The 23,387-nt window shown below is 68.0% G+C and carries 22 protein-coding genes and 2 tRNA genes; 15 read left to right on the plus strand and 9 right to left on the minus strand.

The genetic code is table 11. The features are described 5' to 3' along the window. Positions 1-75 precede the first annotated feature (75 nt). On the minus strand, positions 76-945 hold the full coding sequence (locus tag F573_RS0107150; protein WP_019022008.1) for a DMT family transporter: 870 nt from the start codon (positions 943-945) through the stop codon (positions 76-78). 53 nt (positions 946-998) lie between these two features. Here F573_RS0107150 and F573_RS0107155 point away from each other — a divergent pair, with 53 nt between their 5' ends. Next, entirely contained in the window at positions 999-1,910 is a 912-nt protein-coding gene (locus F573_RS0107155) for an NAD(P)-dependent oxidoreductase (protein WP_026300843.1), read from the plus strand. A gap of 5 nt (positions 1,911-1,915) precedes the next feature. Here the strand turns inward: F573_RS0107155 and mltF are convergent, their stop codons facing one another. The 5 genes from mltF to F573_RS0107180 all read right to left on the minus strand — a co-directional run bounded on the left by mltF (position 1,916) and on the right by F573_RS0107180 (position 8,321). Further along, complete coding sequence (mltF, locus tag F573_RS0107160) at positions 1,916-3,397, minus strand: membrane-bound lytic murein transglycosylase MltF (protein WP_019022010.1); 1,482 nt, start codon at positions 3,395-3,397, stop codon at positions 1,916-1,918. Between the two features lie 63 nt (positions 3,398-3,460). After that, complete coding sequence (locus tag F573_RS0107165; RefSeq protein WP_019022011.1) at positions 3,461-4,321, minus strand: diiron oxygenase; 861 nt, start codon at positions 4,319-4,321, stop codon at positions 3,461-3,463. Positions 4,322-4,399: 78 nt separating this feature from the next. Continuing rightward, a complete protein-coding gene (locus F573_RS0107170; protein WP_019022012.1) occupies positions 4,400-4,999 on the minus strand; it encodes a nucleoside triphosphate pyrophosphatase in 600 nt (199 codons plus the stop codon). Between the two features lie 3 nt (positions 5,000-5,002). Beyond that, on the minus strand, positions 5,003-6,850 hold the full coding sequence (gene oadA / locus F573_RS0107175) for a sodium-extruding oxaloacetate decarboxylase subunit alpha (RefSeq protein WP_019022013.1): 1,848 nt from the start codon (positions 6,848-6,850) through the stop codon (positions 5,003-5,005). A gap of 40 nt (positions 6,851-6,890) precedes the next feature. Then, complete coding sequence (locus F573_RS0107180; RefSeq protein WP_026300844.1) at positions 6,891-8,321, minus strand: acetyl/propionyl/methylcrotonyl-CoA carboxylase subunit alpha; 1,431 nt, start codon at positions 8,319-8,321, stop codon at positions 6,891-6,893. A gap of 194 nt (positions 8,322-8,515) precedes the next feature. Here F573_RS0107180 and F573_RS0107185 point away from each other — a divergent pair, with 194 nt between their 5' ends. The 11 genes from F573_RS0107185 to F573_RS0107235 all read left to right on the plus strand — a co-directional run bounded on the left by F573_RS0107185 (position 8,516) and on the right by F573_RS0107235 (position 17,027). Beyond that, positions 8,516-8,980, plus strand: a complete 465-nt coding sequence (locus F573_RS0107185; RefSeq protein ID WP_019022015.1) for a YceD family protein — start codon at positions 8,516-8,518, stop codon at positions 8,978-8,980. Positions 8,981-9,084: 104 nt separating this feature from the next. Further along, complete coding sequence (gene rpmF / locus F573_RS0107190) at positions 9,085-9,282, plus strand: 50S ribosomal protein L32 (RefSeq protein ID WP_018869358.1); 198 nt, start codon at positions 9,085-9,087, stop codon at positions 9,280-9,282. A gap of 93 nt (positions 9,283-9,375) precedes the next feature. Then, entirely contained in the window at positions 9,376-10,404 is a 1,029-nt protein-coding gene (plsX, locus tag F573_RS0107195; RefSeq protein WP_018869359.1) for a phosphate acyltransferase PlsX, read from the plus strand. Further along, positions 10,401-11,363, plus strand: a complete 963-nt coding sequence (locus F573_RS0107200; protein ID WP_019022016.1) for a beta-ketoacyl-ACP synthase III — start codon at positions 10,401-10,403, stop codon at positions 11,361-11,363. The genes plsX and F573_RS0107200 overlap by 4 nt, the downstream gene beginning before the upstream one ends. A 13-nt stretch (positions 11,364-11,376) precedes the next feature. Beyond that, complete coding sequence (locus F573_RS0107205; protein ID WP_019022017.1) at positions 11,377-11,853, plus strand: CYTH domain-containing protein; 477 nt, start codon at positions 11,377-11,379, stop codon at positions 11,851-11,853. Then, positions 11,846-12,511, plus strand: a complete 666-nt coding sequence (locus F573_RS0107210; protein WP_019022018.1) for a uracil-DNA glycosylase — start codon at positions 11,846-11,848, stop codon at positions 12,509-12,511. Before F573_RS0107205 ends, F573_RS0107210 begins: the two co-directional genes overlap by 8 nt. Positions 12,512-12,518: 7 nt before the next feature. Further along, positions 12,519-14,345, plus strand: coding sequence for an excinuclease ABC subunit UvrC (uvrC, locus tag F573_RS0107215; protein WP_019022019.1), 1,827 nt, complete (start codon positions 12,519-12,521; stop codon positions 14,343-14,345). A 6-nt stretch (positions 14,346-14,351) separates the two neighbouring features. Beyond that, positions 14,352-14,903: a CDP-diacylglycerol--glycerol-3-phosphate 3-phosphatidyltransferase gene (pgsA, locus tag F573_RS0107220; RefSeq protein ID WP_018869364.1), complete on the plus strand. Its 552-nt coding sequence runs from the start codon at positions 14,352-14,354 to the stop codon at positions 14,901-14,903. A gap of 65 nt (positions 14,904-14,968) precedes the next feature. After that, a tRNA-Gly gene (locus F573_RS0107225) sits at positions 14,969-15,044 on the plus strand. Between the two features lie 78 nt (positions 15,045-15,122). After that, positions 15,123-15,196: transfer RNA gene (locus F573_RS0107230), tRNA-Cys, on the plus strand. A 175-nt stretch (positions 15,197-15,371) separates the two neighbouring features. After that, positions 15,372-17,027: a methyl-accepting chemotaxis protein gene (locus tag F573_RS0107235; protein WP_019022020.1), complete on the plus strand. Its 1,656-nt coding sequence runs from the start codon at positions 15,372-15,374 to the stop codon at positions 17,025-17,027. An 81-nt stretch (positions 17,028-17,108) separates the two neighbouring features. Here the strand turns inward: F573_RS0107235 and F573_RS0107240 are convergent, their stop codons facing one another. Continuing rightward, positions 17,109-17,633, minus strand: coding sequence for a hypothetical protein (locus tag F573_RS0107240; RefSeq protein ID WP_019022021.1), 525 nt, complete (start codon positions 17,631-17,633; stop codon positions 17,109-17,111). A gap of 180 nt (positions 17,634-17,813) precedes the next feature. Between F573_RS0107240 and F573_RS0107245 the strand changes: the two genes are divergently transcribed. After that, entirely contained in the window at positions 17,814-19,001 is a 1,188-nt protein-coding gene (locus F573_RS0107245; protein WP_019022022.1) for an NAD(P)/FAD-dependent oxidoreductase, read from the plus strand. Between the two features lie 8 nt (positions 19,002-19,009). Here F573_RS0107245 and F573_RS0107250 read toward each other — a convergent pair whose 3' ends face one another. Both F573_RS0107250 and F573_RS0107255 read right to left on the minus strand, forming a co-directional pair. Then, complete coding sequence (locus F573_RS0107250) at positions 19,010-19,768, minus strand: OmpA family protein (protein ID WP_018869368.1); 759 nt, start codon at positions 19,766-19,768, stop codon at positions 19,010-19,012. 93 nt (positions 19,769-19,861) lie between these two features. Then, positions 19,862-20,674 carry a motility protein A gene (locus F573_RS0107255; protein ID WP_018869369.1) on the minus strand — a complete coding sequence of 271 codons (813 nt, stop codon included), beginning with the start codon at positions 20,672-20,674 and terminating at the stop codon, positions 19,862-19,864. 128 nt (positions 20,675-20,802) lie between these two features. Here F573_RS0107255 and F573_RS0107260 point away from each other — a divergent pair, with 128 nt between their 5' ends. After that, the gene (locus F573_RS0107260; protein ID WP_019022023.1) at positions 20,803-21,387 is read left to right on the plus strand and encodes a LemA family protein; all 585 of its coding nucleotides are present in this window, start codon (positions 20,803-20,805) and stop codon (positions 21,385-21,387) included. A gap of 12 nt (positions 21,388-21,399) precedes the next feature. Then, a complete protein-coding gene (locus tag F573_RS0107265) occupies positions 21,400-23,376 on the plus strand; it encodes a M48 family metallopeptidase (RefSeq protein WP_019022024.1) in 1,977 nt (658 codons plus the stop codon). The last annotated feature ends 11 nt before the right edge of the window (positions 23,377-23,387 follow it).

Consider the following 23,387-nt stretch of genomic DNA (forward strand, 5'->3'; position numbering starts at 1 on the left):
TCCTTCGCGGGTGGATCGTGCCTTCCCGGCATGGGGCTCCCCGTGCTGTTCCCTGTCGCCGAGTATAACCGGCTTTCAGTGTGCCTCGTCGCGCCAGCTGGCGAGCGCGTGCAGGGCCAGGGTCACGAGAACGGCCGTCCCCGCAACGAGCGTCATCAGCGGCGGCGCTTCGGCCAGGAACAGCCAGACCCACAGGGTACCGAACACCGCTTCCAGGACCAGGAACAGGGCGACCTCGCCGGCCGGGAGGTGACGGGTGGCCAGGGCGATCATCACCAGCGCCAGTGGCAGCTGGACCGCGCCCATCAGCAGCAGCGTGGCCAGGCGGGTGGCCGACACAGCCAGCGGCGCGGCAAAGAAGAGCGCAATCACCGCGCCCAGCAGGCCGCCGGTGGCGATCACCGCGAGCCGGTCGATTTGCGGCGAACGGCGCAGCAGGGTCAGCTTGAGGCCGACCACCATCGCCGCGCCCAGCGCGAACAGGTCCCCCAGCCAGCCGCCGGTTTCCAGCGAGCCGGCGAACACGCCGACGATGCCGACCAGGCTGAGCAGGATCGCGACCCAGGTCCGCAGCGGGATCCATTCGCGCAGGATCAGGCCCGAAAACAGGGCCGCGAACAGCGGCGAGGCGGCGAGGATGACCACGGCATTCGCGACGGTAGTATGCAAAACCGCGAGGACGAACAGATAGTTGGTGGCAGCGAATCCGGTCGCGGTCCACCACGCGTCCATGCCGCCGCGCCGCATGCAGGCCCAGCTCCAGCGCCCGTTCATCAGCCGCAGCACGACGGTGAGGGTGATCGCCATGAACAGGCCGCGCCAGAACAGGATGTCCGGCGCGCTGGCATCGGCGAGGCGCACCAGCAGGCCGTCGAAGCTGATCGCCATGACTCCGATGAACGCGAACAGGGCACCGGTGGCATGCGGACTGAGGTTGCGAATCAATGCAGGCTCCTTTTCTGCTACGTTGGCCGGATTTCCAGTCCGAGGAGTTTTCCATGTCGTCAGCGACGATCCCCGCCGCGTTGCAGCCGGTCGGCTGCGTGGGCCTGGGCATCATGGGTGCCCCCATGACCCGCAATCTGATCGCGGCCGGGGCCGAGGTGCATGTCTGGGCCCGGCGTCCGGAACAGGCGCGGGCCCTCGAACCGGACGGTGCCCGGGTGCACGGGGATCTGGCCGGGCTGCTCGCGCAGGTCCGCGTCCTGGTGCTCAACGTTTCGGACACGCCCGACTTTGCGGCCCTGATGGAGGGGCCCGGCGGGGTGCTCGAACACGGTCGTCCGGGCCTGATCATCATCGACCACAGCACCATCGAGCCGGTACGTTCCCGCGAGCTCGCACGCGCCGCGGCGGAGCGTGACATGGTGTTCATCGACGCCCCGGTTTCGGGGGGCGAGCCCGGTGCCCGCGCCGGTACCCTGAGCCTGATGATCGGCGGGCCCGCGGCCGCGGTCGAGCAGATCCGCCCCCTGCTGGAGGCCGTGGGCTCCACGCTCACCCATGTCGGTGACAGCGGTGCCGGGCAGATCGCCAAGGCCTGCAATCAGCTGGTGGTCGGCGAGACCCTGGCGGCGATCGGCGAGGCCTTTGCGCTGGCCGAGGGGCAGGGCGTGGATCCCGCACGCATTCGCGAGGCGCTGCTGGGCGGTTTTGCCGGATCGCGGATCCTCGAGGTGCACGGCCAGCGGCTGCTGGACGGCGACTTCGAGCCCGGGTTCCAGCTGGGACTCTACCAGAAGGACGCCGGGATCGTGGCCGAGCTGGCCCGGCGCACGGGTCTGGAGCTGGACGGGGTCCGGCGGATCGGCGCTGCCGTGGACGCCGCCTGCGCGGACGGGCGCGGTGACGCCGACGTGTCCCTGCTGGCACGCTACTGTGCCGGATCGTCGGGAGGGCGTGCCGAATAACCCGGCTACAGTGCCAGCGGGGTGTCGCGATAGCCGTTGGCGGAGGGCTGCACGCGATCACCGGGTTCGGGAAAGCGCTGCATCAGCTTGTCGTAGTAACTGCGGATATTGCGGGTGTAGCTGACCGGCTCCCAGCCGCGGGCGTAGCCGTGCCGGGTCTGTTCGTACCAGCGGGATTCGGCCAGTCGCGGCAGCCATTCCTTCACGTCGACCCAGCGGTCCGGGTCGTCGCCGTTGTTGGCGGCCAGCGCACGTGCGTCGTTCACATGCCCCAGGCCCACGTTGTAGGCGGCCAGGGTCATCCAGGTCCGGTCCGGTTCGGGGATGCTTTCCGGCAGGCGTTCGCGCATCTGCAGCAGGTATCGCGTGCCCCCGTCCACCGAGGCCTGTGGATCGGTGCGGTCGGGGATCCCCAGATCCTGCGCGGTGGCCCGGGTGAGCATCATCAGGCCCCGCACCCCGGTGGGCGAGACCGCGTCGGGGTTCCAGTGCGATTCCTGATAGGCCACGGCGGCAATGAAGCGCCAGTCGAGGTTGTATTTCTCGCCGGCGGCCTCGAACAGATCGCGAAAACGTTCCAGACGGTCATGGACGCGTCGCTCGAAGGTCAGGGTGTCCACCAGGTCGTGGGTCTCCAGGTGGCCGAGGTAACGATCCAGTAGCCGTTCCAGTTCACCGGTGTCCCGCAGGGACTGCAGGAAGCGTCCGGCTTCACGTTCCAGGCTGGTGTCGCCACGGTCGGGAAACAGCCAGACCAGCGGGGTGGTGCCGGCCAGTTCGTAGCCGGCGCGCAGTTCGGGATGCAGCCGCTGCAGGCGCCGGTATTCCAGCGATGTCATCAGGGCAAAGTCGATCTCGCCGCGCTCCAGGGCGTCGCGCATCCGCTCCGGCCCGGGCAGGGGCAGGACTTCATGCGGGGCCGTGGTGGCGACATCATCCTGGCCATCCTCCCGGTGCGGGCGATGCAGCATGGGCGGCAGCGATGCCCCGGCGGGGACGCCGATCCGGCTGCCTGCGGGGATGTCCATGGGCGACAGCAGGGGGCCGCCGTTCTCGGCCCCCTGCCAGTAGGCCAGGATACGCTGAACCTCGAGAATCTCGGGGCCCCGTCGCAGTCCGGCATCGTCGCCCGGCGGCACGAGAAGACCGGCTCCCAGATCGACGCGACCGGCCCGGAGCAGGGCGTGGACATCCGCGGGGCGTTCCACGCGCCGGACCTCCAGGGAAACGCCCAGACGCTCGGCGAGGCGGTCGAGGAGCTCCAGTTCCAGTTGTTCGCGCCCTCCGTAGTCCGCCAGGTCGGAGCGGCCCAGGGCATGTTCCACGAAGGCCACCCGCAGTTCCTCACGGAACTGGATCTGCTCGGTGACCGGCGCGGGCTGCAGCCATACCCGCAGCGCAATGGCGACCAGCACCACGACGAACACGCCCAGTTCGATCTGGTGGCGCGTGGAGAGTGCGGGGCGGAGGCGGCGGGTCGGGCGCATGGGCCGAAGGGTAGCGCATCGTGCCGTTCGGGATCCGTGATCCGGATCAGCGGCCGGTTTGGGTCAGCGCCAGTGCAGGACCAGGCCCTGTTCGCGCAGGAGCTGCAGGGCGGGGTCCACGCAGTCGTCGATGAACGCGGCGCGCTGCGGATTGTTGCGGGCGACGCGGCAGTAGTCGGGGCCCTCGGGCAGCCCGGCCAGCTGATAGATGTCCTGCGTGGGGTAATAGAACGCGTGCACGAACTGGCGGAACACCCGGCGCATCAGCGGCCGGTACAGCATCTTCTGCCAGTTCGGCAGGGTTTCCATGTGCTGTTCCAGCGTATCCCGGGCGTGGGCCATGTGCCGCGCCTCGTCGATCATGTGCGTGGTGACCACGTCGTGCACCGTGGGGCTGATGGTCTCGCGGTGGCGGCGGATCAGCCGGTTCATGCGGTCGGGGACCTCTTCGCCGATCATCACCGCAATCCAGAACACCGCCGATTCGAACGGGGCGAAGCGTCCGACCAGCGTGGCCATGCGCGGCTTGGGGAACCGCCGGAGCGGCAGTTCCAGACCGCTGCGCCGCATGAACTCGATGAACATCAGGCTGTGACCGGCTTCTTCGCGCAGTTCGTGCAGACGGTAATTGAGCCGGTCGAGGCGGTCGGCGGAGTGCATCGAGATGCGTGCGATGCGCTCCATGAACAGCCCCTCCAGCCACAGGGCCCCGCTGATGAAGTAGATGAATTCGTATTGCGACAGGCGCCGTTTGAGCGCATCGGACAGGCGGTCGTATTCCGGCGTGCCGTACAGCGAGATGGCCGGCTCCGGGATCCAGAAATCGTCCAGGGACAACGCCGCCCATTCCACTCGCAGGAGCGGATCCTCGTAGGGCGCGCTGTTGCGGCTCAGATGGTCGAGCAGCTCCTGCGACGAATTCATCAGGGGATCACCGGGCAATGGCTGCAGTCAGTCGCGCGAATCATACCCGCAAACCGCTGCCGGACCAATGTCCCGGATTCAGGTACGCGGGGGAACGCTCACGCCCGCCGCGCGCAGCAGGGCGGCCAGCCGGATCAGGGGCAGGCCGACCAGTGCGGTGGGGTCCTCGGTGTCCATGCGTTCGAACAGGCTGATGCCAAGACCCTCCGAACGGAAACTCCCGGCGCAGTCCAGCGGCTGGTCCTGGCGTACGTACGCGGCGATCTCGGCGGCGTCCAGATCGCGGAAGGTCACCCGGCAGGGGATCTCTTCCACTTGGGCCTCGCCGGTTGCGGTGTCCAGCAGACAAAGCCCGGTGTGGAAGGTGACCGTGCCCCCCGAAAGCATTGCCAGTTGCTCGCGGGCGCTTGTTTCGTCTCCGGGTTTGCCCAGGATGCGCTCGGCATGGGCGGCGTTCTGGTCGGAACCGATGATCAGGGCGTCGCCGTGGCGCCCGCTGACCGCGCGTGCCTTGGCTTCGGCCAGGCGGCGGACCAGATCCGCCGGTGCTTCGCCGGGGTACGGCTGTTCGTCCACGGTGGGGGCATCGGTGCCGAACGGCAGCGCCAGACGCTGCAGCAGCTGTGCGCGATAGGGCGAGGTCGAGGCAAGGATGACGCTGCGTTCCGGCGATGGCATGGCTCAGTCTCTCGTGGCGACGGCGGTTTCGACAGTGACCAGCACGCACCCGGCGGTCACCGCGGCGCCGCGTTCCACATGTACTGCGGTCACGGTGCCTGCGGCGGGGGCGACGAGTTCGGATTCCATCTTCATGGCCTCGACCACCACCACCGCCTGCCCGGCCTCCACCGGGTCGCCCGGGGCCACCAGGATGTCCACCACGGTACCGGGCAGGGTAGTAGTGACATCCCCGGGGCCGGCCGCCGGCCCCGCGGCGCCGCCGGCGGATGGCGCCGCCGACTCCGCTGCGGACGTCCCGGAGGGGCCGGTGACCTGGGTATCCAGGGTGTGCACGCCAACCTCTTCGGGCAGGCCGTCCACGCTGAGGAACAGGGTCCGGTGGCCATCGGCGCGGGGTCCGCTGCCGCGGATCTCGATCTCGTGGTCTTCGCCGTCGAGCTGCAGGACGAAACGCCGCGGCGCGGGGCAGCCGGGGCGGTCATCGCCGGGCAGGTCCAGGGGTTCCGGGGCGAGGGTCCCGGCACGCCGGTCCTCGAGGAAGCGTCGGCCGATCTCGGGGAACAGCGCGCAGGTGAGGACGTCCTCCGGTGATTCGGCAAGGTCGCCGGCCTCGGCGGTCAGCCGTTCCATCTCCGGTTCCAGGCGGTCGGCCGGTCGTTCTTCCAGCACCGGCTCGTCGCCGATCGCCCGGCGGCGCACTTCGGCATTCACCGGTCCCGGGGCCCGGCCATAGTGCCCGCCGAGATAGCGCTTCACTTCGTTGCTGACATGGGCGTAGCGCTCTCCACCGAGCACGTTCATCACCGCCTGGGTGCCCACGATCTGCGAGGTCGGGGTGACCAGCGGCGGGTATCCGAGGTCCTCGCGGACCCGCGGCACTTCCTCCAGCACCGCGTCGAAATGGTCCAGGGCACCCTGTTCGCGCAGCTGGCTGGCGAGATTCGAGACCATGCCGCCGGGCACCTGGTTGACCTGAACACGGGTGTCCACCCCGGTGAAGCGGCTCTCGAAGCGGTGGTACTTCGGCCGCACGTCGTGGAAATGGCGGGCGACGGTCTGCAGCGCTTCCAGGTCAAGGCCGGTGTCGTGTTCCGTGCCGGCCAGTGCGGCCACCATGCTCTCGGTCGGCGGGTGGCTGGTACCGCCGGCGAATGGCGTCAGCGCGGTTTCGATGTGCCGGCAGCCGGCACGGATCGCCTCCCAGTGGCACAGCTCGGACAGGCCCGAGGTCGCGTGGGCATGCAGATGCACGGGTACGTCCAGGGCGTCGACCAGTTCGGTGACCAGTTCGCGCGTGGCCGAAGGTGTCAGCAGTCCGGCCATGTCCTTGATCGCGATGCTCTGCGCCCCCATGGCCGTGAGTTCGCGCGCCAGCGCCACGAACTGGCCGCTGTCATGCACTGGCCCGGTGGTGTAGCAGAGCGTGCCCTGGGCGTGGGCCCCGGCCTCGCGGGTCGCCTCGATCGCCACCCGAAGGTTTCGCGCATCGTTCATCGCGTCGAAGATGCGGATGATGTCGATCCCGCCTGCCACCGCGCGCTCCACGAAGGCGCGCACCACGTCGTCGGCATAATGGCGATAGCCCAGCAGATTCTGGCCACGCAGAAGCATCTGCAGCGGGGTGCGGGGCAGGGCGGCCTTCAGGCGATGCAGCCGTTCCCACGGGTCCTCGCCCAGGTAGCGCAGGCAGGCGTCGAAGGTGGCGCCGCCCCAGACCTCCAGTGAGTGGAAACCGATGGCATCCAGCTGCGCACAGGCCGGCAGCATGTCCTCGGTCCGCAGGCGGGTCGCGATCAGGCACTGGTGCCCGTCGCGCAGGGTCACGTCGGTCAGGCGAACGCGGTCCATGGGCGGTCCATTGGCAGAAGGGAAAGGGATGGTCGGCTCATCATGCCCATGTCTGCAGGCCGTGATGGGCGGCGATCGCGGCCGCCACCAGTGCCGCCCGGCGGCGCGGATCGGGCCGCGGCCGGAGGTGTGCCAGCCCGGGTCGGGCTTCGATGAATCCGGTGTCGAAGTGGCCGCTGCGGAAATCCGGATCGTCCAGAATGGCCAGGTGGTAAGGCACGGTGCTGTGTACGCCGCGCAGTTCGAGGTCGTTCAGCGCACGCTGGCAACGGGCCAGCAGGGCGGGCCAGGTATCGGCGTGAACGATCAGCTTGGCGCACATCGAGTCGAAATTCGACGGGATCACGTAACCGTCGTACAGCGCGCTGTCGGTGCGCACCCCCGGGCCCCCGGGCGGCACGAAACGCGTGATCCGGCCCGTGTCGGGGCGGAAGTCGTTCGCCGGGTCTTCGGCATTGATGCGGAATTCGATCGCCATCCCGCGCGGATGGATGTCGGCCTGGGTGAATCCCGGTGGTTCACCGGCCGCCACGCGCAGCTGTGCCTGGACCAGATCGATGCCGGTGATCATTTCGGTGACCGGATGTTCCACCTGAAGACGCGTGTTCATCTCCATGAAATGAAAGGACCCTTCATGGTCCAGGAGGAACTCGACCGTCCCCGCGTTGCGGTAGCCCGCCGCCTCGGCGGCGCGCACCGCCAGGGCGCCGAGGTGTTCCCGCTGGTCGCTCGTCAGGGCCGGCGACGGGGCGATCTCCAGGAGTTTCTGGTGACGCCGCTGGATGGAACAGTCGCGCTCGTACAGGTGGACGGCGCGGCCGGCGGCATCGGCGAGGATCTGGACTTCGATGTGGCGTGGATTGAGCACCGCCTTCTCGAGGAAGATCTCGGTGCGGCCGAAGGCCCGCGTGGCCTCCGAGCGTACGCGTTCGAACTGCCGCTCCACCGCGGCGGCGTCCTCGCACAGGCGAATCCCGCGTCCGCCGCCCCCGCTGGTCGCCTTGAGCATCACCGGGTAGCCGATGCGGTCGGCCACCGCGCGGGCTTCCTCGGCATCGGCGAGGTTGCCGTCGGATCCGGGCGTGACCGGGACACCGGCCGCCTGCATGGTCGCCCGCGCGGCGACCTTGTCGCCCATGCGCCGGATGACCTCGGCCGGCGGACCCACCCAGATCAGGCCGGCCTGCGTGACGGCCTCGGCAAAATCGGCGTTTTCCGACAGGAAGCCGTAGCCCGGATGCACGGCGTCGCAGCCCCGCGCCCGGGCGGCTTCCACCAGGCGGGCGGTGTCGAGGTAACCGGACTCGGTGTCGGGGCCGAGGTCGACCGCTTCCGCCGCGCGATGGACATGCAGGGCGTGGCGGTCGGCGTCCGTATGCACGGCCACCGGCGTGACGCCCTGCTCGCGGCAGGCGCGGATGATCCGGACGGCGATCTCGCCGCGGTTGGCGATCAGGAGTTTGCGGATCAACATCGCTCTCCGGGCGACCCTGGAAACCGCAGTATCGACACGCCCGGGGGGTGCTCGCAAGTTTCTGTTTCGGTTTGACGCCCTGTTCGCGCGCGCGCATAATCCGCGCCCTTGTACACGGTCCCGTTTGTATGAGCCGCGTCCCCGCCTCACTTGATCCGCAGCAGCCCCGCGTCCAGCAACGCGAGTTCGTCATGGACGCGCTCGTGGCCGGCGATCTGCCGCGTCTGCGTGCCGAGTCGCTGGAGGGCCATCCGCTGCATGTAGCGGCGCGTTTCGAGATCCGGCGGGGGGCGCTGGGCGAGTTGCGGCTCTCCGGGACCATCGAGGGCGAGCTGTGGCACGAGTGTCAGCGCTGTCTGCAGCCGATGGCCTGGCGTTTTCGCCTGACGCCGGACGCGGTGCTGGTGCCGCTGGAGGGATCCATCGAGGGCCTCGACGCCGGTGACGACTTCATCGAGCTGGATGCCGAGGGCCTGTTGCGCCCGCGCGACTGGGTGGAGGAAGAGGTCCTGCTGGCCTGGCCGCTGGTGCCGCGCCACGAGGACTGCAACACCGGTCGGACGGACGAATTCGCCGAGGGCGAGGGACGCGAGAATCCGTTTGCGGTGCTGGCCGGGCTGAAGGACGACCTTGCCGGCCGCGGGGACGATTCCTGACCCGACCGCGGGGACCGGGGCGGGCATTCGCCGCGGTGAAACGCTATACTGCCGCCCGTTTCACGGGCTATCCGTACCAACTGGCTTCAATCTGGAGATTCATCATGGCCGTTCAGCAACGCCGCAAGACCCGTTCCAAGCGCGACATGCGCCGTTCCCACGACGGGCTCAAGGGCGCGACCCTGTCCACCGATCCGACCACGGGCGAGATCCATCGCCGGCATCACGTGACGCCGGATGGTTTCTATCGCGGCCGTCAGGTCGTGCAGCAGCCGGTCGAAGTCGACGACGACGAAGACTGAATTGCAGGACATGCGGGGGCCACGGGGTGACGGGCCTCGTGGCCCCGTTGTTTCCGGGGAGCCCCGGTTCCGGCAGCCACAACGGTACTCGGCATGAGCAGCAGCTACACCATCGCCCTGGACGTGATGGGCGGCGATCACGGCGTGTCCGTGGTGCTTCCGGCAGCGCGACGGGCCCTCAAGGGGCAGGGCGATTTTCGGCTTCAGCTGGTCGGTGACCGGGAGGTCATCGAGCCGGAACTGGAGGACTGGAACGCGTCCGAGCGCGATCGGGTGGAGATCGTCCACGCGTCCCAGGTGGTCGGCATGGAAGAACTGCCGGCCGTCGCCCTGCGGACGAAGCGTGATTCTTCCATGCGGGTCGCCATCGACCAGGTGCGCAAGGGCGAGGCCCAGGCCTGCGTGAGCGCCGGCAACACCGGTGGACTGATGGCCACCGCGCGTTACGTGCTCAAGACCCTGCCCGGGATTGACCGGCCGGCGATCGCCACCGCCCTGCCGTCGATGAACGCCCATACCCACATGCTGGATCTGGGCGCCAACGTCGATGTCGAGGCCGAGCACCTGTATCAGTTCGCGGTGATGGGCTCGGTGCTGGCGAAGGCCGTGGACGGCCTGGACAGCCCGCGGGTCGGTCTGCTGAACATCGGCTCGGAGGCGATCAAGGGCAACGACCGCGTGCGCGAAGCCGGGCGCATGCTCGAGGAATCCTCACTGAACTACGTCGGTTTTGTCGAGGGCAATGATGTCTACTGCGGTGACGTCGACGTGGTGGTCTGCGACGGCTTCGTCGGCAACGTCGCGCTGAAGACCAGCGAAGGCGTGGCGAAAATGATCACCAGCAACATGAAGGCCGAGTTCCGCAGCTCGCTGTACTCGCGTCTGGCCGGGTTGATGGCCCTGCCGGTGCTGCGCCGACTGCGCCAGCGGTTCGATCACCGGCGCTATAACGGCGCCTCGCTGCTGGGGCTGCAGGGCATCGTCATCAAGAGTCATGGGAGCGCGGATTCGCTGGCCTTCGCCAATGCCATCCGCATTGCGCGGATCGAGGCCGAGGCCAATATCGCGACCCGCATCGACAAGCAGCTGGAGCGGCTGCTGCGGCAGGAGACGCCGGAGTGAACCACGCCCGTATTGCCGGAACCGGGAGCTACCTCCCCGAGCGCATCCTCACCAACGAGGAACTGGAATCCATGGTCGAGACCTCCGACGCCTGGATCCGCGAGCGCACGGGCATCCGCGAGCGGCACATCGCCGCGGAAGAGGAGCTGACCTCGGATCTGGCGCTGCAGGCGTCGCAGCGTGCTCTGGATGCCGCCGGCCTGAAGGCCTCCGACCTGGACCTGATCCTGGTGGCGACCACGACGCCCGACCAGATCTTCCCCAGCACCGCCTGTATCCTGCAGGCCAAGCTGGGGGTCGGCAGCTGCCCGGCGTTCGACATCCAGGCGGTGTGCAGCGGCTTCGTGTACGCCCTGGCGACCGCCGACCGTTTCATGCGCAACGGCGGGCCGCGGCACGTACTGGTGGTGGGGGCCGAGACGCTGTCACGCATCACCGATTACACCGACCGCTCGAACTGCATCCTGTGGGGCGATGGTGCCGGCGCGGTGGTGCTCTCGCGGTCCACGGATCCCGGCATCATCTCCACCCACCTGCATGCCGACGGCCAGCACCGCTCCCTGCTGGAAGTCCCGGGGGGCATCTCGCAGCCCGGTGACAACCCCGATCTGGACTTTATCCGCATGGAGGGCCGGGCGGTGTTCCGCGTGGCGGTCAATACCCTCGATCAGATCGTCGACGAGACCCTGGAGCACAACGGGATCGACAAATCGGAACTGGACTGGCTGGTCCCGCATCAGGCCAACATCCGGATCATCCAGGCCACCGCGAAGAAACTGAACATGTCCATGGATGACGTGGTGGTCACCGTGGATCGACACGGAAACACCTCGGCGGCCTCGGTGCCGCTGGCGCTGGACACGGCGGTACGCGACGGACGCATCAGGCGCGGGGACCTGATCCTGACCGAGGCCTTCGGCGGCGGCTTCACCTGGGGCTCGGCCCTGATCCGCATGTAAGGGAAACACCGACATGGGACGCGAAATCGAACGCAAGTTCCTGCTGGCTGGGGACGGCTGGCGCGAACAGGCGCACCGTTCCTGTTACATGCGCCAGGGCTACCTCTGCGGCAACGACCGGGCGTCCATCCGCGTTCGGGTGGAGTCGGGGGCCGCCAATCTCAACATCAAGAGCGCGACCCTGGGCGTGGAGCGCGACGAATACCAGTATCCGGTCCCGGAAGCCGAAGCACACACAATGCTGGATACCCTTGCCGGAGCGCAGGTGGAGAAGACCCGCCACTGGGTCGATCACCATGGCTGGGTGTTCGAGGTGGACGAATTCCACGGCGCGAATGCGGGGCTGATCGTCGCCGAGCTGGAACTCGACGATGCGGACGCCGAATTCCCGCGCCCGGACTGGCTCGGCGACGAGGTCTCGCACGATCCGCGCTATTACAACACCGAACTGGCGCGCCACCCCTACAGCGAGTGGGAGCGGGGTGAGTAACCCGGCGGAGGGGGCGCCGTCCCCGGAACCGCCCGGGGGGTTCGCCCCCGACTGCCGGCGCTGTTCCCGCCTGGCACAGTTCCTCGACGAGGTGCGTGCGGAGTACCCCGGCTACCATGCGGCTCCGGTGCCGTCGTTCGGACCGGCGGATGCAAGCCTGCTGATCGTCGGGCTCGCCCCTGGAATGCACGGCGCCAACGCGACGGGGCGGCCGTTCACCGGCGATTATGCCGGCATCCTGCTGTACGCCACCCTGCACGAATACGGTTTTGCCAGCGCGCCCGAGAGCGAACGGGCCGATGACGGCCTGATGCTGCACGACTGCCGCATCACCAATGCGGTGAAATGCCTGCCACCGCAGAACCGTCCGACCACCGCCGAGATCCGCGAATGCAACGGCTACCTGGCAGCGGAGATCGCCGGGGTTCGTCCGCGCGTGATCCTGGCGCTGGGCAAGGTCGCCCACGACGCGGTGCTGCGCACGCGCGGGCTGGCACTCGCCCGGCACCCGTTTGCTCACGCCGCGGAGCACCGGCTGGATGACGACACCGTGCTGGTGGACTCCTATCACTGCTCGCGCTACAACACCCAGACCGGGCGCCTGACCCCGGCGATGTTCCGGACGCTGTTCGCCCGCATCCGTGAACAGGTATCCTGACAGCGCCATGAGCGCGCCAGAGACCGGATTCGACCCCGAACCCTTCCTCGAGAACCTGACCCGTTCGCCCGGCGTGTACCAGATGCTGGACGTGGACGGGAAGGTGCTCTATGTGGGCAAGGCCCGCAACCTCCGCAGCCGCGTCACCAGCTATTTCCGCGGCGGGGATGACCGCGGTCCGCGCATCCGTTCGATGGTGCGGCAGATCGCGGACATCCGCATCGCGGTCACGCACACCGAATCCGAGGCGCTGCTGCTGGAGGCCAATCTCATCAAGCAGCACCGGCCGCGCTACAACGTGCTGCTGCGCGATGACAAGAGCTATCCCTATATCTTTGTTTCCGGCCACGAGTATCCGCGTCTGGGATTTCATCGAGGGGCGAAGAAAAAGGGCGTGCGCTATTTCGGGCCCTATCCGTCGGCCGGGGCGGTGCGCGAAAGTCTCGCACTGCTGCAGAAGCTGTTTCAGGTGCGCCAGTGCGAGGACAGCGTGTTCGCGCATCGCAGTCGGCCGTGCCTGCAGTACCAGATCGGTCGCTGTACTGCCCCCTGCGTGGACTATATTTCACCGGAGGAGTATGCCCGCGACGTCGAGGCCAGCGTGCGTTTCCTCGAGGGTGACAGCGAGGCGGTGATCGGTGATCTGATGGAACGCATGGAGTCCGCCTCGGCCGCACTCGAGTTCGAGAAGGCGGCGCGCCTGCGCGATCAGATCGGCCGGCTGCGCGAGATCTCGCAGCAGCAGTTTGTCGCCGGCGGCGAGGGCAATGCCGATGTGATCGCCCTGGCGCAGTCGGGCGGGAGTTTCGCGGTGGAGGTGTTCTTCGTACGCAATGGCCAGAACCTGGGCAACAGCGAGCTGTTCCCGGACGTGCCGGAGGCGGCTGATCACGACGAGATCATGGCGGCCGTGCTGGCGCAGTACTATGCCGAACGGGAGCCCCCGCCCCAGGTGCTGCTGTCGCATGAACCCGAGGGGGCCGAGGCCCTCGAAACCCTGCTCGGCGAACGCCGCGGGGCACGCGTGCGGCTGGCGTGGTCGCTGCGGGGCGAACGCGCCCGCTGGGTCGACATGGCGCAGCGCAATGCCGAGCAGGCCCTGAAGACCCGGCTGGCCAGTCAGGCCGGGCAGACCGCGCGCCTGGATGCGCTCACCGCAGAGCTGGAACTGGAGGCGCCGCCGCGGCGCATGGAATGCTTCGACATCTCGCACACCCGCGGCGAGGGCACCGTGGCATCCTGCGTGGTGTTCGGGCCGGAAGGGCCGATCAAGTCCGATTACCGGCGCTTCAACATTGAAGGGATCGAGCCAGGCGATGACTATGCCGCGATGCACCAGGCGCTGAGCCGTCGCTTCGCGCGCCTGAAAAAGGGCGAGGGCCGGGAACCGGACATCCTGTTCATCGACGGGGGCAAGGGGCAGGTGACCCAGGCGCTGAACGTGCTGGCCGATCTGGGGCTGGATCACATCCGGGTGGTCGGGGTGGCCAAGGGCGAAGAACGCCGGCCCGGCATGGAAACCCTGGTGTTGAGCGGGGTGGAGGCGCCTTCTATACTGCCGCCCCATTCGAGTGCACTGCACCTGATTCAGCAGATCCGTGACGAGGCCCATCGTTTCGCGATCAGCGGTCATCGGGCGCGGCGGGCGAAGGCGCGCAAGGAGTCCACCCTGGAGTCGGTTCGCGGTCTGGGGCCCAAGCGTCGCACTGCGTTGCTCAAGCACTTTGGCGGGCTGCGCGGGGTCTCCCGCGCGGGGGTCGACGAGCTGGCCAAGGTGCCCGGCATCAATCGTCGCCTGGCGCAGGCGATCTACGACCAGTTCCACGAGGCCTGATCCGACATGTTTCCACGACTCCCCACCTGGCTGACCTGGTCGCGTATCGTGATGATCCCGCTGATGATCGGGGCCTTCTATGCGCTGCCGATGCCGGCGGCGGGGATCGTGGCGGCCATCATCTTTGCGCTGGCCGCGGTGACCGACTGGCTGGACGGTTATCTGGCCCGGCGCTGGTCGGTGACCAGCCGCTTCGGCGCCTTTCTCGATCCGGTGGCGGACAAGCTGATCGTCGCTGCCGCGCTGGTGCTTGTGGTGGACCACAACCCCGGTGTGGGGCTGGCGCTGGCCGCGATCGTGATCATCGGTCGCGAGATCGCGATCTCGGCACTGCGGGAATGGATGGCCGAAGTCGGGACTAGCGCGAAGGTGGCGGTTTCCTGGATCGGCAAGTTCAAGACCAGTGCGCAGATGGTGGCCATCTTTCTGCTGCTGTGGGCCGAGCCGGTGGCGGGACTGTCGCTGTTCCTGATCGGGGAATGGCTGCTGTATCTGGCGGCGGTGCTGACGCTGGTGTCCATGGTGCAGTACATGCTGGCCGCGGCCCGGGACGCCTGAACGAATTTTTCGGATCCGGTGTTGACGAAGCCGGCGCTGTCTGTAGAATACGCATTTGTCGACGGGCGGGAATAGCTCAGCTGGTAGAGCACAACCTTGCCAAGGTTGGGGTCGCGAGTTCGAATCTCGTTTCCCGCTCCAAACGATTTCCCGAAGCCCCGGCACCGCCGGGGCTTTCTGTTTCGGCGGCATCCAAGACCGTCGAACAAGCCTTGCCCCGGCTGGGTGGCAGAGTGGTGATGCAGCGGACTGCAAATCCGCGTACCTCGGTTCGATTCCGGGCCCAGCCTCCATCTTCGATTGCAGGCCCGCCGGCTTTATGCTGGCGGGCCTTTTCGTTTGTGGGGTGCCTGCCGGGGGGGTCGGCGCTCCCTTCGGGCATTCAAGGTTGGGGCCGAACGGCCGAAAACCCGGATGGAGGCGCCGGTGAATCCGGGCGCCCGCAATCCATGACCTCGGGGTAACTGCATGCTGCGTCGCCTGTACGACCTTCCCATCTGGCTGAGGCTGCTCGGCGTCATCTGGCTGACCCTGGTCTTCGTCTGGTCCGGCATGATCGGATGGGCGGTGCTGGAGCAGCGTGACACCGCCCAGGAGCAGGCTGGGCATTTTGCCGGCAGTCTGCACGAGATGACCTGGGCCGGACTGACGACCCTGATGATTACCGGCACCATGGATTCGCGCCACGAATTCATGGATCAGATCCAGGAAATGGGCGATGTTCGCGACCTGCGCGCGATCCGCGCCGCGTCGGTCACCGAGCAGTGGGGCGAAGGGACGGCCGACAGCGAACCCCGTGATGCGGTCGAGCGCGAGGTCCTGGATACCGGAGAACCCTTTGTCGAGGTTGATCGCGAGCGCGACCAGCTGCGCGTGGTGAAACCGATCCGCAATCATCGCGAATACCTGGGACGCAACTGCATGGCGTGTCACGGGGCCGCGGAAGAAGATGAGGTGATCGGGGCCACGTCCATGCGTCTCGACATGACCGAGGTGCACGAGGGGGCGACGAATTTCGGGATCCAGCTGTTCGGCTTCGCGATCCTGGTCAGCCTGCCGCTGCTGGGTGCGATCTTTCTGTTCATCCGCCGTTTCGTTACGCGCCCCCTCGCCGAGATGACGGAAGGGCTGCGTGACATCGCCGGGGGCGGGGGCGATCTGACCCGGCGGCTGGACGTGCACGGCGATGACGAGGTCGGGCGTGCGGCCCGGGCGTTCAACGACGTGATGGAACAGTTCCGCTCCCTGATCGGCGCAGTGGTCGGTTCCAGCGGGCAGCTCACTTCGGCGGCCGAAGAGGTCTCGAACGTGTCCGACCGCACGCGCGAAGGCGGGGATCGTCAGCGTCGGGAGATCGAGCAGGTGGCCACGTCGATGAACGAGATGAGCGCCACGGCCCAGGACGTGGCCCGCAACTCGCAATCGGCGACCGAGGCGGCGCACCGCTCGCTGGAATCCACGCGCAGTGGCCAGGAGGTCGTGCAGCGGACCGTAACCGGGATCGAGCAGCTGGCCTCCGAGGTGCATCGCGCCGCGGAGGCAATCCAGCGGGTCGAGCAGGATTCGGAGAGCATCGGCAAGGTACTGCAGGTGATCCAGGAGATCGCCGAACAGACCAATCTGCTGGCGCTGAACGCCGCGATCGAGGCCGCGCGTGCCGGAGAGGCGGGACGTGGGTTCGCGGTGGTGGCCGACGAAGTACGGGCCCTCGCGTCGCGTACGCATGAATCCACGGAGGAGATCCGGCGCACGGTCGAGACCCTGCAGGGGGGCACGCGCAATGCCGTGGAGGTGATGCAGGCCGGCGAGGAACGGGCACGCGCGACCGTGGATCAGGCCGGCGAGGAACGGGCACGCGCGACCGTGGATCAGGCCGGCGAGGCCGGTTCGGCGCTGGATGACATCCGCGAGGCGGTGCAGTCGATCACCGAGATGATTGACCAGATCGCCAGCGCGGCCGAGCAGCAGAGCCAGGTCGCCGAGACCATCAACCGCAATGTCACCACGGTGACCGAGGAGGCCGAGCAGAACGCCGAGGGGACGAGCCAGGCCAGTGATTCGGCAGCGGAACTGATGCGCCTGGCGCGCGAGCTGCAGGAGATGACCCGGCGCTTCCGCGTATGAGGTTTGTCACCCGTCCGGTGGTGGAGGGTGATGCGGGCGGCCCGCCGCGGCAGGGCGGGCGCGATCAGCTGGGCCGGGAGGTCAGACCTGGATGTCCAGAGTGGAACCCGCGGTGTTGATGCCGCGGTTGTCCATGGTTCCGTCGGGCATCAGGGTGGCGGCCAGGTTGTTCTCGGCCGCCTGCTCCTCTTCGCGGGCAGCGAGTTCGGCGGATCGGGCGTCACCGTTGTCGGAAGCACCGTCGACGCTGCTTGCCTCGTCGGTGGCGCTGACGGCGTTACCGCCCTCGGGCCCGTTGATGGCACCGGCGGCCGTGGCCCCGCCCGCGGCGTTCGTTTCCTGGGCGCCGCTGGCCTGAGCGATGCCACGCGCGGCCGAGGGGTTGTCGGCGGCCTGAGCCGACGGGCCGGCTCCGCCCTGGTTGGCACCGATCGCCGCGGCCTGCCCCGGCTGGGCCTGTTGTGCCCCGGGCGTGGACTGGTTCGCCTGGGCCGAGCCCGGCTGCTGGGCCCCCGGGGCGCGGTTCTGGTCCTGGTTCTGGCTGGCATTCACGGCCGCCGCCTGGCTGGCCGTCGCGGCCGGATTGGGTCCGATCCCGTTGATCATGGGTCGCTCCTGTCGAGGTTGGCCGTCGGCCGGTCCATGCGGGGAGGCCGGGCCCGGGTCGGTGCCCGGTCGGGCGCATGGATACAGCCGGGCGCCTGCTACGTGCTCCATTTCCAGTATAGAACAATCAAGGGGCAGCGTGCCGGTCACCCGCGTGCGGCTCCGGTAGAATCCCGCCCCATGAATGAATCGACGGAAATCTTCGATGTCGCGGTGATCGGGGCCGGGGCCGCGGGCATGATGTGCGCGGCGGTGGCGGGAGCGCGCGGGCGTCGCGTGGTCCTTCTGGATCACGCGGAGCGGGCCGGCAAGAAGATCCTGATGTCCGGGGGCGGCCGCTGCAACTTCACCAACATGGATTGCGGGCCGGAGAACTTCCTGTCCGCGAATCCGCACTTCGTGAAATCGGCCCTGGCGCGCTACACGCCCTGGGATTTCGTGGCCCTGGTGGCGGCGCACGGGATCCCGTATCACGAAAAGAAGCTCGGTCAGCTGTTCTGCGACCATTCGTCGAAGGATATCGTGCGCATGCTGCTGGACGAATGCGCCATGGCCGGGGTGACCCTGCGGACGTCCACGCCCGTGGAGGTTGTATCCGATCAGGCGCCGTGGCGCCTGCGCACGCCGTCCGCGGTCATCGAGGCCGAATCCCTGGTGATCGCGACCGGCGGCTATCCGATCCCGCGGATGGGCGCCACGGGCTTCGGCATGGACCTGGCGCAACGTCTGGATATCCCGCTGGAGCCCACGCGGCCCGCGCTGGTGCCACTGACCCTGGACGGTGACGCACGCGCGGCGGTCGAGGCGCTGTCCGGCATTGCGCTGGACGCGGTGGCGGAGGCGGGCGATGCGGGCTTTCGCGAGAATGTGCTGTTCACCCACCGGGGCGTGAGCGGTCCGGCGATCCTGCAGGTTTCCTCGTACTGGCAGCCGGGGCAATCGGTGACGGTGGATTTCTTCCCCGGGGAGTCCCTGGAACAGGGGCTGCGCGCAGCGCGCGAAGAGACGCCGAAGCGCCAGCTGCGTCGGGTGCTGGGCGAATGGCTCACCCGGCGGGTCGCCCGGCACTGGCTGGATCCGGAGGTGGCGGAGCGGCCGCTGGAGCGTTTCTCCGACGCCGAGCTGGCCGCGCTGGCCGGTCGTTTTCAGCCCTGGGTGTTCACGCCGTCGGGGACCGAGGGCTATGCCCGTGCGGAGGTCATGGCCGGGGGCGTGGACACCCGCGCCCTGTCGTCGCGCACCTGCGAGGCAAAGGGATACCCGGGGCTCTATTTCATCGGCGAGGTGGTGGATGTCACCGGGCATCTCGGGGGGCACAATTTCCAGTGGGCCTGGGCCTCCGGTCACGCTGCCGGCGAGGTCGCCTGATCCGGGCCTCAGGAGTCGGCGGGGGTTTCGAGCACGATGGATACGCGGCGGTTCTCCGCACGCCCTTCCGGGGTGTCGTTGTCGGCCACCGGGCGGGTGTCCGCGTGGCCGACCGCCTGCAGGATGCCGGGGTCGATGCCGCGGTCGACGAGATAACGCACCACACCGCTGGCGCGCGCCGAGGAGAGTTCCCAGTTCGACGGGAAGCGCGGGGTCGCAATGGGCACGTTGTCCGTATGGCCCTCGATGGTCACGCGACCCTCATGTTCTTCCAGCAGCGGAAGGAGGTCGTCCAGCAACGCCTGCCCGTCGGCGGCCAGGTCGGCCTGCGCGGTGGCGAACAGGATGTCGTCCTGGATCCGCAGCTCGATGCTGCCGGGCTGTTCGATGACCTCGACGCCCTCCGGCGCGCGGTCGCGCATGTCACGCACCGCCTCGGGGTCGGCCTCCGGTGGCGGGTCGTCCGCCGGGGTCGCCACGGGCGAGGGCGGATCGGCGGCCAGCGGCGGGTCTTCGACCGGTCCGGGCGGCACTTCCGGGGCCTCGGGTGACAGCCGGAACAGGCGCGGATCGACCAGGTTGGAGAGGTCGCGATAGACCAGCTCCACCGGGTCGTCATCGGCGGCACGGATGCTTTCGTCCCGCGGTTCGGCGAAGGTCAGCATGATCACGAAGACCACGATCACCAGGGTCAGGACGTCGAGGTAGGTCAGGATCCAGGCGTGTTCGTCCTCGCGCAGGCTTTCCCCGCTGCGTCCGGTCTCCACTGCGAGCGTCTCCCGCGGGAGGACATGGTCTCCCCCGCGGGTGGGCTCCCGGGCCGACGGGGTTGATTGCGGCTCGCCGTGGGTGGCCATGGTTCAGCGTCCGCCGCTCTCCGCTTCGTCTTCCGCGACGGACGGTGCCTGACGGATTTCATCGTGGTGGTTCTCGGCGAACGAACGCAGGGTCTCGCGGATGTAGCCGGGGGTGCGGCCCTTGCGCATCAGCATGATGCCCTCCAGCACCATGGTCATGACCACCACCCGTTCCTCGGTACGCCGTTCCAGCTTGATGGCGATCGGCCGGAACACCAGGTTGGCCAGCAGAATGCCGTAGAAGGTGGTGATCAGGGCAATGCCGAGGTTCACCGCGATCACCGCGAAGTCGTCGGTGTCGGTGGTCAGCAGCAGGTTGATCAGGCCCAGCAGGGTCCCCAGCATGCCGAAGGCCGGCGCGTAGGTGGCCATGGTGCGATAGACCTGGGCCTCGGCGAGTTCGCGTGCGCGCAGCCGCGCCAGGCGCCAGTGCAGCAGGTCGGACACGTCTTCCATCGGGGTGTCGTCGATCACCAGCTGCACCCCGGTTTTCAGGAAGGGGTTGCGCAGGGTCTCCAGCCGTTCCTGCACCCGGGCCAGGTTCTGTGCGAACCACAGGCGCGAGACCTCGACGATCTCCTCCATGTCCTGAGTGACGTCGTAGCGCTCGTCGCGGATGACCGTGGCCGCGAGACGGAACACCCGCACCAGCTCGTGCAGGGGGTAGCTGAGCAGGGTGGCCGCCAGGGTCCCTCCGAGCACGATGCCGAGGCCGGGAAGGTTGAGGAACACCAGCAGGTCCTGGCTGGTAAAGGCGATGATGCTGACGAACAGCACGACGCCGCCGATCATGCCCAGCAGGGACGAAAGATTCATGAGAGCCGCCGCCGGAGTGAGTGTGTGTCCGCCAAGGATAAACGTCCCGCGTCCGCGCGTCGCGCTCGCGAGTGGGCGGCGTAACGCGTACACTGCCAAGACCTCGTTACAAGCATGGGAGAAGCGACATGGAATGGGTCCTGCTCGGGATCGTGATCCTCCTGGTGATCTGGGGGGTGTGGACGTACAACCGCCTGGTGACGTCGCGCAATCGCTATCAGAACGCGTTCGCGCAGATCGATGTGCAGCTCAACCGCCGGTATGACCTGATCCCCAATCTGGTGAAGGTCGCGGATCGCTACATGGCCCACGAAAAGGACACCCTGGAAGCGGTGATCGAGGCCCGCAATCAGGCCCAGAGCAGCCTGCAGAAGGCGGCGGCCGATCCGTCCAACCCCGAGGCCATGCGCGAGCTGTCGCAGTCCGAACAGGGTCTGTCCGGCGCGCTCGGGCGTCTGTTCGCACTGTCCGAGGCCTATCCCGACCTCAAGGCGAACGAAAACATGATGCAGCTCTCCGAGGAGCTCAGCAGCACCGAGAACCGCATCGCCTACGCGCGGCAGGCATTCAACGACGCGGTGATGAGTTACAACATCCTGCGCGAGATGTTCCCCAACAGCCTGATCGCGAACAACTTCGGTTTCCGTCGCGCCGAGCTGCTGGAAATCGAGGATCCGCAGCGCCGGGAGGCGGTCGAGGTCAACTTCCAGTAAGCGAGCCCGACCATGAACTTTTTCGAACACCAGGACCGGGCGCATCGCCGCACCCGGGTCCTGCTGGTCCTGTTTTCCCTGGCCGTCCTGGCCATCGTGGTGGCGATGAACGCGATCGCCCTGCTGTTTCTGGGCCACGATCCATCGGCACAGCCGGGCGAGCCCCTGCAGCTGGACAAGCTGGTCCGGAACAATCTCGATCTCCTGTTCTGGGTGACCCTGTTCACGATCGTCCTGATCGGTGGCGCGAGCCTTTATCGGGCCTCGTCACTGCGGGGCGGGGGTGGCCAGGTCGCCCGGGAGCTGGGTGGCACGCGGGTCGAGCCGGACACCCGGGATCCGCTGCGCCGACGCCTGGTCAACGTGGTCGAAGAAATCGCGATCGCCTCCGGGGTGCCGGTACCGGAGATCTACGTGCTGGAGGAAGAAAGCGGCATCAATGCCTTTGCTGCGGGGCATGCGCCGGGTGACGCGGCCATCGCGGTGACCCGGGGAGCCCTGGAAACCCTCAACCGCAACGAGCTTCAGGGCGTCGTGGCCCATGAATTCGGACACATCCTCAATGGCGACATGCGCCTGAACATTCGTCTGATCGGAATCCTGTACGGGATCCTGGTGCTCGCGCTGGTGGGGCAGCGCGTGCTGATCGCCATGCGTTTCTCGCGTGACAGCCGCAATGCCGCCGGCCTGATGGCCGCGGGGCTGGCACTGCTGGTGGTGGGCTATATCGGCCTGTTCTTCGGCCGCTGGATCCGGGCCTCGGTTTCACGCCAGCGCGAGTATCTGGCGGACGCCTCGGCCGTGCAGTTCACCCGGCAGCCGGACGGCATCGCCGGGGCCCTGAAGAAGATCGGCGCACGTCATGCCCGCCTGGATGCGGACTCCGAAGAAGTGGGGCACATGCTCTTCGCCAGCGGGGGGCTCGGGCGCATGTTCGCGACGCACCCGCCGCTGGAGGAGCGGATCCGAGCGATCGAACCGGGTTTCGATCCGTCCGAGCTGGAGGAGGTCGCCCGGCGCATGGGTGAAGAAGCCGAGGCCGAGCAGGCCGCGGCCGAGGCAGCCGCCGAGCAGCAGGAAAAGGAAGACCAGCGGGGCCCCGGGGGGCTGCCCCTGGATGCCGACCGCCTGGTGGACGGCATTGCCGATCCCGGGCTGGCGCAGATACTGGGTGCCGGGATTCTGATGGCCTCGATGCCGGGGCCGCTGGAACAGGCCGCCCACAGCGATGGCTGGGCGGCCGAGGTGATCCTGTATCTCCTGATGAATGCCGACCCCGAAGTGCGCGAGCAACAGCGCCTGATGGTCGCGGAGAAACGCGGCGGCGACAGCGAGCGCAGGGTCGGCCAGCTGCTCGAGATGGTGCCGCAACTGCGCGACGACCTGCGGATTCCGCTGCTGGAAATGGCCTTCCCGGTGTTGCGCCGGCACCCGCGCGAGGAACGCGAGCAGCTGCAGGAACTGGTGGAACGCCTGATCCATGCGGATGGCCGGGTTTCGGCATTCGAATATGCCCTGGGGCGTCTGCTCAACCGGCACCTGATGGATGCCGGAAAGCCCGGTGAGGACGGTGCCGGCGGACATGGGCGACTGGACCGGCACCACGAAGAGGCCCGGTTCCTGCTTGCCGTGCTTGCGCGTCATGGCCATCCCGGGGACCCGGACGCCGGACGCGCCGCACTGGCGGCGGGGATCGAGCGCATCGAGGGAGCGGCGCCTGCCGCGGTGGATTTCCCCGAAGCCTGGACCGAATCCGAAGGGAGCCGGGCGTGGGCCGGCGTCCTCGACCGGGTACTGGATACCCTCGATGCGCTGCGCATGGCGGACAAGGAGCGGCTGGTGCGGGCCATGCTGACGACGGTGACGCACGGGGGGCAGGTACGGACCGCGGAAGTGGAACTGCTGCGGGCCATGGCGGCGTCGATACACGTCCCGCTGCCGCTGGCGGAATTCGCCGCCGGTGAGGAAGGAATGCCCTCCGCCGATTGACGCGGTATCAT

Origin of the sequence: Thioalkalivibrio sp. ALE23 (assembly GCF_000378545.1) — a bacterium.
GTDB lineage: Bacteria > Pseudomonadota > Gammaproteobacteria > Ectothiorhodospirales > Ectothiorhodospiraceae > Thioalkalivibrio.